The organism is candidate division KSB1 bacterium (assembly GCA_034521575.1).
Taxonomy (GTDB): domain Bacteria; phylum Zhuqueibacterota; class Zhuqueibacteria; order Residuimicrobiales; family Krinioviventaceae; genus JAXHMJ01.
The window spans coordinates 1,303,163-1,313,470 of record JAXHMJ010000005.1; the positions used below are offsets into that span (position 1 = coordinate 1,303,163).

At 50.3% G+C, this 10,308-nt stretch carries 8 protein-coding genes; all 8 read left to right on the forward strand.

Translation table 11 applies throughout. The features are described from left to right. Window positions 1-33: 33 nt before the first annotated feature. The 8 genes from U5R06_18910 to U5R06_18945 all read left to right on the forward strand — a co-directional run bounded on the left by U5R06_18910 (window position 34) and on the right by U5R06_18945 (window position 10,223). The gene (locus U5R06_18910) at window positions 34-1,962 is read left to right on the forward strand and encodes an SLBB domain-containing protein (GenBank protein ID MDZ7724813.1); all 1,929 of its coding nucleotides are present in this window, start codon (window positions 34-36) and stop codon (window positions 1,960-1,962) included. 14 nt (window positions 1,963-1,976) lie between these two features. Next, window positions 1,977-3,242 carry a Wzz/FepE/Etk N-terminal domain-containing protein gene (locus tag U5R06_18915; GenBank protein ID MDZ7724814.1) on the forward strand — a complete coding sequence of 422 codons (1,266 nt, stop codon included), beginning with the start codon at window positions 1,977-1,979 and terminating at the stop codon, window positions 3,240-3,242. Window positions 3,243-3,244: 2 nt separating this feature from the next. Continuing rightward, window positions 3,245-3,994 carry a DapH/DapD/GlmU-related protein gene (locus U5R06_18920; protein ID MDZ7724815.1) on the forward strand — a complete coding sequence of 250 codons (750 nt, stop codon included), beginning with the start codon at window positions 3,245-3,247 and terminating at the stop codon, window positions 3,992-3,994. A gap of 79 nt (window positions 3,995-4,073) precedes the next feature. After that, on the forward strand, window positions 4,074-5,738 hold the full coding sequence (locus U5R06_18925) for a capsule assembly Wzi family protein (protein MDZ7724816.1): 1,665 nt from the start codon (window positions 4,074-4,076) through the stop codon (window positions 5,736-5,738). Between the two features lies 1 nt (window position 5,739). Beyond that, complete coding sequence (locus U5R06_18930) at window positions 5,740-7,248, forward strand: flippase (protein MDZ7724817.1); 1,509 nt, start codon at window positions 5,740-5,742, stop codon at window positions 7,246-7,248. Then, entirely contained in the window at window positions 7,245-7,907 is a 663-nt protein-coding gene (locus U5R06_18935; protein ID MDZ7724818.1) for a class I SAM-dependent methyltransferase, read from the forward strand. The genes U5R06_18930 and U5R06_18935 overlap by 4 nt, the downstream gene beginning before the upstream one ends. Further along, the gene (locus tag U5R06_18940) at window positions 7,904-8,698 is read left to right on the forward strand and encodes a hypothetical protein (GenBank protein ID MDZ7724819.1); all 795 of its coding nucleotides are present in this window, start codon (window positions 7,904-7,906) and stop codon (window positions 8,696-8,698) included. The genes U5R06_18935 and U5R06_18940 overlap by 4 nt, the downstream gene beginning before the upstream one ends. A gap of 1 nt (window position 8,699) precedes the next feature. Then, entirely contained in the window at window positions 8,700-10,223 is a 1,524-nt protein-coding gene (locus tag U5R06_18945) for a flippase (GenBank protein ID MDZ7724820.1), read from the forward strand. Window positions 10,224-10,308: the final 85 nt, after the last annotated feature.

The following is a 10,308-nucleotide window of genomic DNA, read 5'->3' on the forward strand; positions in this document are numbered from 1 at the left end:
TTGTCTATATTTCAATAAAAACAAGGGTCTTTTATGATAAAGCGCATCCTCACCGCCCTGATGATGCTGGCGCCGGCAGTGTCTGTTCTGGCCCAAAGCAGCCAGGATGTATCGCAGATTGGGCAGACTCCGGTTACCGGTGCCGGTGAGAGTCAGCAAATATCAAAAGCTTCAGCCGCCCCCCAAGGCGATCTTCAGCGATTTGGCGCCAATTTATTCAGCGGCCGCACAGCGGAAATCAATGCAGCCGGTTCTCTCCCCTCAGATTACCAGCTGGGTCCCGGCGATCAACTGGCCGTGTATATGGGTGGCAAAGTTCAGCAAGAGTTTGACCTCGCCGTCACAGCTGACGGTAAACTGTACGTTCCCAATATCGGGGTCATCTCTGTGAACGGCATGACCATGAACCGTTTTAAAGGCGAACTCGATCGCAATCTCAAACAATATTACAGCGATTATTCCCTGGACGTGATGCTGGCGCGTCCGAAACAGATCGGAGTCAGTGTCATCGGCGAAGTCACAAATCCCGGTAATTATACCGCCGGCGCTCTGGCCGGCGTGCTTGATTTACTGATCATGGCACAGGGACCGACCCCCAACGGCTCGCTCCGCAATGTGCAATTGTACCGCCGGGACACTCTGTATGCGCGCATCGACCTGTATAACTTTATTCTCCGGCCGGTCGGCCACAAACCCGTTGTCCTTCAGAGCGGCGACCGGCTGTATGTGCCGATCCGGCAGGCTTCAGTGGATATTGCCGGTGAAATCAACCGGCAAGCCAATTATGAACTGAATCCTGTGCAAACAGAACATTTGAGCGACCTGTTAAAATTGGCCGGCGGATTTACGGATATTGCGCTCCGGGAAGAGATCAAAATACAGAATATCAATGCCAATGGAGTGGCAACGGTTCAATATGCTGATTTTGGCTCCTATCCGGATATTGACCCGGCTGAAGACCCGGTTCTGTGCAACAACGACAGTATTTACGTGTTTGCCAAAACGATCAAATCACCTGCACAGCAAGTATCCATATACGGAGAGGTAAAACGTGCCGGCAGTTATCCGTGGCAGGAAAACATCAGAGTCAGCGATTTGATCCTTATGGCCGGCGGACTAACACGAAGCGCCTATCTGCTGCGCGGCGAAGTGGCCACCATCGATTTGAATGAGGCTCCGGGAATTAGCTCTTTTAATGTACAGAATGTTCTGAATCGACAAACCGCTCCTATCATCCTGCAGCCGGATGACCAGGTGTTTATCCGGCGCATTCCCGACTGGGAAATGGGACCAACCGTTGATATCCAGGGTGAAGTGCAGTTTCCCGGCACGTATCCCATCACCCAAAATTCGACTTTTCTCAGTTCTGTGATTCAGGCTGCCGGCGGACCAACCTCGAACGCCATGCTGCGCGAAGCCAGGCTCATGCGACAACAGGCCGTAATACCGGAAGACAAGGAATTTCAGCGCTTGTCTAAAATGCAGGCCGCGGACATGACGGACTCGGAATATGAATATTATGTTATGAAACAGAACACCCGCGATATCAAAGAAATTGTGGTCGATTTTCAGAAACTGATTGTTGAGCAGGGCAGCACAGAAGATATTAAGCTCAAGGACGGGGACACTATACATATTCCCCCCAAGCCGCAGATTGTGTTCGTGACCGGCCGCGTATCCCAACCCGGCGGTGTGCTTTATCACCCGGGACGTTCTATCAATTATTATATTTCTCAGGCCGGCGGTTACACCTGGGATGCATCCAGAAACCGCGCCAAGGTCATCAAATTATCCGGGATGATCCTGGAAAAAAATAAAGTTAAAAGTCTGGATCCCGGTGACCGAATCTGGATTCCACGTAAAAAGGATGTCGATGTCTGGCAGGCATTTCAGGACATTGTCATGGTCATGGGACAACTGGCCACGGTGTACCTGGTATTGCGTAACGCTGCTGAAAAATAATCAGGTTGATGAATATGCAAACAACACAACCCTCCCAAAAAGAAACACGGCTCAGCGATCTGCTGATGGTCCTTCTGGACTATCGCTGGATTATTCTCCGCAATACACTGATCACGTGTATTGCAGCCATTCTGCTCACCTTTGTTCTGCCGAAAAAGTGGACAGCCGAAACCACATTGATGCCGCCTGAGGAAAACAGTCGCCCGGGCATGTCGTCCATGATGGAAGGCGTGGATCTACCCGGCTTTTCGTTCTCCAAGCAGACCTCTTCCACGGATTTACTGCTGGAACTTTTAAAAAGCCGCAGTCTGAGCAGCGCCATCCTGCAGCGCACCTTTGTCAGCGACAATGACACCCTGCCGTTATACAAAATAGCGGGATTCTCCTCTGTGAGCGTCGGCACACAAAAAATGTATAAAATAGCAGAATTTATGAAATCAAAGCAGGGCATTATTTCCATCCGGGTCGAGCTTGGTGATCCGGATTTGTCCGCGCGTGTAGCCAACGCCTTTGTCGAAGAACTGGACCGCTTCAATCAGCAGAAAAGCGTGTCGCGGGCCAAAAACTCGCGTCTTTACATTGAAGAACAGTTGGAAAACACACACGAACAACTTGTATCCGCGACAAAACGTCTGGCTGAATTTCAGCAGAAAAACCGCGCGGTGTCTCTGGAAAACCAGATGCAGGCGTCATTTGAGCAAACCGGTCAGCTCAAAGCCCAAATCATCGCAAAGGAAATCAATATTTCCATGATGCAAGAGGCCATGAAACCGCAAAATCCGCAGCTCATTCGCGCCAAACAGGAACTCAAGGAAATGAAAAAACGCTACGCAGACCTGCAAATCGGCAGCGATTCGTCGCATATTGATACCACCGATATTTACGTGCCGTTTCTGGATGTACCCAAAATAGCTATTCAGATTGCAGAACTCAAGCGCGATGTTCAGGTGCAGGAAACCGTATGGGAATTGTTGAATCGTCAGTATTATCAGGCCAAAATTGAAGAGGCGCGCAACACGCCTACGGTACAGGTTCTGGACCCGGCGGTTCCGCCGCCTTTCCGCAGCGCTCCGCAGCGAAAATTGATTGTGATCGCGTTAACGCTGTTGGGATTTGTGTTCAGCATTTTTTATGCATTTGCCGATCACACCTACAACAACCTGAATGAGGCATCTGAAGAAAAACAGAAACTGCAAACCGTTTCCCGAACCCTGTCCGGAGACGCACAGCGTATCAGAAGCAAACTAAAAACACTCACTCGATCCCGCAAACGAGGATAAACATGACACAAGTTATATCACCCAGCGCTCATATTGGCGAAGGAACTGAACTAAAGGAATTTGTGGTTCTGGAAGATGATGTTCGAATCGGAAAAAACTGCATACTTGGTCACCATGTGGTGATTCACGCCGGAACCCAAATCGGCGACCATACCCGCATCGATGACTTTAGCGTTGTCGGTAAAGAGCCGATGCGCGCCAAACGCAGTATCTTCAAACAAGAGGACCTGGAGCCGGCGCGCGTGGGCGAACACTGCTTGATCGGAGCTCACGCCGTGGTGTACCGCGGCAGCCGGTTGCACGGCCACAATCTCGTCGCGGACGGCGCCGCCGTGCGCGAACAGGTGGAAATCGGCGAATACACCATTATCGGCCGCAATGCCACTATTGAGAACAAAACCCGGGTAGGCAAAAAATGCAAACTGGAAACCAACTGTTATATCACGGCCTATTCGGAGATTGAAGATTATTGTTTTATCGCGCCGGGTGTGCACACCACCAACGATAACTTTCTGGGCCGCACCCGGGAACGCTTTAAGCATTTCAAGGGAATCACGGTCAAACGCGGCGGACGCATTGGCGGCCACGCGGTTATTTTACCCGGCGTGGTCATTGGAAAAGATGCCGTGGTCGGCGCCGGCGCGATTGTGACCCGTGACGTACCGGCCCGTAAAACCGTCATCGGACAACCGGCCCGGGTGTTCCGCGACGTCCCGGAAGCGCAGCTGCTGGAAAACCAGGACTGGGACTGAGACAAATCGGTTTAACCGCATCCTGATGCGGCCAAACATCTTTCAGCTGGCAGAGAACCCGTCATGTTTTGTCAAACATATGCATAACCATAAAATAAAAACATTGCTGATCCTGTGTTTGTTCGCCGACTTTTTTATGGGAAATCCGGCGGCTCAGAGCATCTATGTTCCGCTCAATCACTGGGCTTATGAGCTGTTGGACCGTCTGGAGACCAAAAAACAAATCCACGCTGCCCTGAACAGCACCCGCCCCATGACCCGGGATCAGATGATCAGCGCTCTGCAGCGCCTTGATCCCAAAGCAGTACTCACACCAATTGATCAGCAACAGATCGAACAACTGAAACAGGCCTGGTATATGGACTGGCCGCAGCAAGATGCGCCAAACACCACACGCTGGACACAGTTAGCCCAATCGTCCCGTATCGATCCCTGGCTGCCCGATCTGATTTACCGCGACGGTGTGCACCTGTTTTCGGCTCAAACCGGACCTCTCCAGGTATACGGCAATCCGATTGTCATCCGCAGCCGCAGCTACGCAACCGCCGATACCCTGGACGGCATAGAGCGCGAATTCAGCGACGGTAACGGGGTCATGCTGTGGGGACAACTCGGAGCCTTTTCGTTTTTAACGGATGTACGCGATACCCGGGATTACGGTGATCGCGCCTATCCGCGCGGCAATGCCACAGACTTTGGTCTCGGTTTTGTCCAGGGCAGCAAAGGACAAATGTACCATGACGAAACCACGGCCTATATCAATTATCACAACAACTATCTGGATATCCTGTACGGCAAAGCAAAGAACCAGTGGGGCCCCGGCCGCACCGGACAGTTGATGCTCTCTGACGCCGCCACCAGCTACGACCAGATCAAACTGCAAATTTCCTTGCCTCACCTGAAATATACGACTATGCTCGCCTGGCTGAAACATTACACCACAGACTATTTTTTCGGAAATGCACAAACCAAATATTTGGCCGCGCACCGACTCGAATTTTCCCCCTGGAACTGGCTGGAACTGGGTCTCCAGGAATCCATTGTCTATGCCGGCCGCACATTTGAACCCGGATATCTGAATCCGGTTATGTTTTTTCGTTCCGCCGAGCACTATCTCGGAGATCAGGACAACGCGCTCATGGGACTCACATGGAATTTGAAACTCCCCCGGCGCACCCGGTTTTACGGTGAACTGCTCATCGATGATATGACCACCGGAAAACTGGGAACCGGATACTATGGCAACAAATACGCCTGGCTCTGTGGTTTTAAGCATATCGATCTGTTTTCTCTGCCCAATCTGGATCTGGGCGCCGAATATGTGCGCATCCGGCCGCTGGTGTATTCACACAAAGAACCGATGACCCGCTACCAGCATTTCAGCACTCCAATGGGTTACCCCACCGGTCCGCATACACAAACAGCCATCCTGGACTTGTCCTACCGGCCGCACTACCGATTTCAGATTCAGACTTTGGTTCAGCATAGTGTCCGATATGAGAACAGCGGTGTCAATACCGGCGGAGATATAAACGATCCCGTCATCTCCGGCGGACCGCTGTATATCAAGTTCGGGGAAGGACTGGACATGCCCTCTACGTCCTTTGATTTGTATCTTGATGTTCAGTTGGCGCTCAACCTGCATATCAAAGCCGGATACTCTTATTCAAGGGGGAAATCTGCGAACCGGACAGACATCACCCGTCGTCAATGGACGTTGTCGTTTACATGGAACACTCTCTGATATGTCTGACTCTATTTCAGAACCCGGACAGCTTTACCAAAGCAAACACATTGCCCGTAACAGCTTGTACAATATCCTGGGGCAAATTCTCCCTTTTCTCGCAGCCCTGATCGCCATCCCGTTGCTCATTCAGGGCATCGGCAAAGAGAGGTTTGGTATTCTCAGTATCGGATGGATGCTGATGGGATATTTCAGCCTGCTGGATCTCGGACTGGCGCGTGTGATGACCAAACTGATCGGTGAAAAACTGGGACACGGCAAACAGGACGACATTCGCGAGATATTCTGGAGCGGTCTGTTGTTCCTCTTGCTGCTGGGTCTGTGCGCCGGCGGACTGTTGGCGCTGGCCGCCCCTGCCATTGTATCGCGTATTTTGAACATCCCTCCCGCCCTGCAGCAGGAAACCCGAGTCAGTTTTCTGCTCCTGGCCGCCGGTGTACCGCTGGTGACCACCACCACGGGACTGCGGGGAACGCTGGAAGCCTTTCAAAAATTCGGCCTTGTCAATATAGCCCGTTCCCTTAGCGGCATATTACTGTTCAGCACACCGCTGTTGCTGCTGCATTTCACGTCCGCCCTTCCCTGGTACATCCTTGCGCTACTCATTGTCAGACTGGTGGTGGGATTGTTTTACGCTGCGATCATCAGCCGTTCGCTGCCCGCTCTGCGAAAAATGCAGACAACTTTTGAATTTCTCAAAGATATGTTCAGGCAGGGCATATGGATGTCAATCAGCAACATCCTGGGTCCGGTGATGGTGTACTTTGACCGCTTTTTCATCGGCGCCTGGCTGTCCATGGCCGCGGTTACGTTTTACGTCACTCCCTATGAAGTGGTGAGCAAATCCCTGCTCATCACCACAGCCCTGGTGCGTGTGCTGTTTCCGGCATTCTCCACCTCCTATTCGGTCAACCTCAGCCACGCCGGGGCGTTATATCGGCAGGGATTGCGCGCGCTTTACACGCTGATGTTCCCGCTTGCTATGCTTCTGATTGCCCTGGCTGAACCCGGACTGCGACTCTGGCTGGGCAGCGAATTCGCAGACAAGGGGACCCAGGTTGCGCAATGGCTGGCCATCGGATGTCTGGTCAATTCACCGGCGCAGATTGCCTTTTCACTGATTCAGGCCGCGGGCCGTGCAGACTTTACCGCCAAACTTCACATAGTGGAAATTCCGTTTTATCTTTTGCTGCTTTATGTGCTGGTGCATCGATTCGGGATCAGCGGCGCTGCCCTGGCATGGTGTCTGCGCGCTCTGATCGACAGCATTATTCTGGTCTTTTTTGCCCATCGTCTGTTAAAGAATCCCGGATGGCATAAACTGTACAGTTTGTTTTTAGCATCAACCATGGCTGCATTATTAGCAACCGCCCTGCAGGGAACGGTATTGATCACTGCAAGTTTGACAATCATTGTGCTTTTTCTTATCTTTAACTGGCATGTTTCCACCCCGGCTGAAAAGAATCATATACGCCACGTTTTAAAAATAACAAAAAGAGTGGGGAAATGAAAACCGTAATGTTTGATAAAAAAATCCACACGTATGCAGGACACAATCCTTATATTGTTCCGTTCGTCCCGCCCGACTCTTTTGTGCTTGATGTGGGCTGCGGCACAGGTGAACTGGGTCGACGCTTGCAGAATGGCAAACATTGCCGGGTTTACGGTATCGATATTTCTCCTCAGGCACTCGTGCGGGCCCGTGAGCACTTGTACCGAACTGCTGTTGTGGATATCGAAGCTGACACCCCACAACTCCCGGATCAGAAATTTGATGTAATCATTTTGGGAGATGTGATTGAGCATTTGAGGTTTCCGGAACCGGCCCTCAAACGACTTTTACAGCTCTTGAAAACGAACGGTTTGGTCATCGTTTCCATCCCCAATGTGGCGAATATCCTGATCCGTTTGAAATTGCTGGCCGGTAAATGGCAGTATACACAATCCGGTATTATGGATGAAACACATATCCGGTTTTACACGTTTCAGAGCATGCTAAAATTATTCGAGAACCTGGGTCTGCAGATCAAAGAATTTACCTCCATCCCCGGACGTTATTTTATCAAAAAATCCAAACGCCAAAACCCAACCCGACTCGAACGCCTGCTCAGCCGGTGGTGGCCTGCATTATTTGCCACTCAATTTGTATTCAAACTGGAACAGCGATGAACATCATTGGCCTCTACAACCACCCGGAACTGCTTAAAGCCGGATTATTGAGCAGTCATCCGCACATCACGGATAAAGGACCGATTCTGATCGACAATACGCACAATGAATTCGAATCTTTTGGACAGGCCATAAGGTTCGCGCTTTACAGGTTTACAGATGACCAGGTTCTGGTGCTGGCGCATCAGGACGCGCTGTTTTACGATCCGGAAACATTTAACAAAATACCGGAATGGATCCGGTCTATTGCCCGCAATGACGATTATCTGGCGGGCGCCGTGGGACAGCGGAGTAAAAAATCAGAGAAAGAAGGTTGCGGCGTCAATCCCATTATTTCCGGAGGTAAACAGATCTCTAATATTCCCATTTCTGAACCCGAAACCGTTCAAATTATTGATGAATGCGTGATGATCACCAATCGACAAACCATAGAACGATTTAATTTGTTTACCGACAACCGGTTTGACTGGCATCTTTACGCGGCGGATGCCTCACTGACGCTGGCAGAACAGGGTTATGCGGTTTATGTGTTGCCGTTAAAAATCAATCACCTCTCGGCCGGACATGTAGACCTAAATTATCTAAACAAGGCCAAGCTTCTCTTGAAAAAATACGGTTTAAAAAACGTGGTGACGACGAATGGTTTGATTAACCATCGCATTCTTGCTCTCCGACGCTTTAAACGGCGGGCTCGGCAGCTTTCAAACCCGTTGAAACAGATGATTAAATTCAGGTGCCAATCGCATGATTCGAACAGGAACATGCCGCCTGCCACAAAGGAGCAGAGTTGAAATGTCGGAGAACCGGACACAACAGAATTCCACATTGCACACACGCGCCAAATCCATGTCCCGCCAATGGCTGGTCGTATTCTCCGGCAAGATATCCAAACAGGTCTTGAGTTTTTTCATCGGCGTGCTGATCGCCAAAACGCTCGGCAGTGCCGTACTGGGCAATTATCAACTCGGTATCGTGGTCATTCAAGTGCTTACCATGCTCACGGTCATGGGCGCGGATCGGGGATTGATTCGTTTTTTACCGATTTACACCCGGGAGCACAAGGGCAAAGCCAAACGTATCATCCGCAGTTCTCTCGGCCTGTCCTTTGCAGCATCCCTTTTGCTGGCCGTATTATTGTATATCTTTGGGCCAAAGCTCGGGGTTCTGCTGTTCAAAACCGAATCCGCAGGATTGGCATTGCGCGCTTTTGCCTTTTATCTGCCGTTTTTCACCTTATACCGCATGCTGATCGCCGTATTCGACGGATTCAAGCGCGCTGATGTTGAATCCATCATCGAATCGATCGTGGCTCCGGCTCTTTATATTCTGTTATTGATCGGCGTCAGTCTGCTCTCTCCCCGATTAACCTCGGTCATCACCGCCCGTATCCTGGTTTACATGATAAGCTGTGGTATTTTGCTGCGGCTGGTGTTTAAATATTTTAAAGATATTGCCGATTCTGTCGATCAGCCTGTTAATCTAAAGGCTTTTTACGTCTATTCAGCGCCGTTATTTTTAATCGGCACTCTGAATCTGTTGATGAATCATGTGGATATTCTGCTCACCGGTTATTATCTTGAATCCTCACATGTGGGAATCTACACCATCGCTCAGCGACTGGCCATGCTGAGCCTGCTGGCCCTGCAGGCCATTAATGTCATATTTTCGCCGCACATCTCTGAACTGTTTCACGAACAGAAAATCAATGAACTGGAACGTCTGTTCAAGCTGTTCACCCGCTGGGTTTACAGCTTTTCACTGCTGGTCTTTGTGTTTTATGTTCTTTTCAAAAATCAGCTATTGGCGTTCTTTGGACATGAATTTTTAACCGGACAGTCGGCGCTGCTGCTGTTAACGCTGGGACAAATGATCAACGGACTTGGCGGCCCCAACGGCACCATCCTGGTCATGACCGGCAAGCAGAAATGGATGCTGTGGAACTCGGTGTTGATGCTGTTTTTGAATACACTGTTTAATATTCTTTTTATCCCGCGGTGGGGCATCACCGGAGCTGCGCTCGCAACCGGTACCAGTATTGTGGTTGTGAATATACTCAAAACCCTGCAGGTCTATCACGAGTTCCGAATCCATCCATACGATTGGCCCTACCTGGGCAATACCGCGGTCATAGTGGCAGCAGGGGCCATAGTGATGGCACTGCAGCATCTCATTCATCTAAAAGGTTTACCGGGCGCCATGGCAGGAGGCATTATCTTGCTGACGTTATGTATAGGCGGGTATTTGACCCTGGTAAAATCCAAAGATGACAAAATGATCATCACTCTCATACAAAAACGCCTGCACAGAAAGAAATAGTAATTGAACCCCCGTTCAGCTGAAATTCTGTCGATTACTTATCCTGACTTTTCATTCACAAATGATACTGTTTTCCACAATAAAT

Bases quoted from the DNA above. Each gene is read 5' to 3' on its own strand.
- U5R06_18940 (MDZ7724819.1), top strand. From the start codon at position 7,904: ATGAACATCATTGGCCTCTACAACCACCCGGAACTGCTTAAAGCCGGA.
- U5R06_18930 (MDZ7724817.1), top strand. From the start codon at position 5,740: ATGTCTGACTCTATTTCAGAACCCGGACAGCTTTACCAAAGCAAACAC.
- U5R06_18945 (MDZ7724820.1), top strand. From the start codon at position 8,700: ATGTCGGAGAACCGGACACAACAGAATTCCACATTGCACACACGCGCC.
- U5R06_18920 (MDZ7724815.1), top strand. From the start codon at position 3,245: ATGACACAAGTTATATCACCCAGCGCTCATATTGGCGAAGGAACTGAA.
- U5R06_18925 (MDZ7724816.1), top strand. From the start codon at position 4,074: ATGCATAACCATAAAATAAAAACATTGCTGATCCTGTGTTTGTTCGCC.
- U5R06_18910 (MDZ7724813.1), top strand. From the start codon at position 34: ATGATAAAGCGCATCCTCACCGCCCTGATGATGCTGGCGCCGGCAGTG.
- U5R06_18915 (MDZ7724814.1), top strand. From the start codon at position 1,977: ATGCAAACAACACAACCCTCCCAAAAAGAAACACGGCTCAGCGATCTG.
- U5R06_18935 (MDZ7724818.1), top strand. From the start codon at position 7,245: ATGAAAACCGTAATGTTTGATAAAAAAATCCACACGTATGCAGGACAC.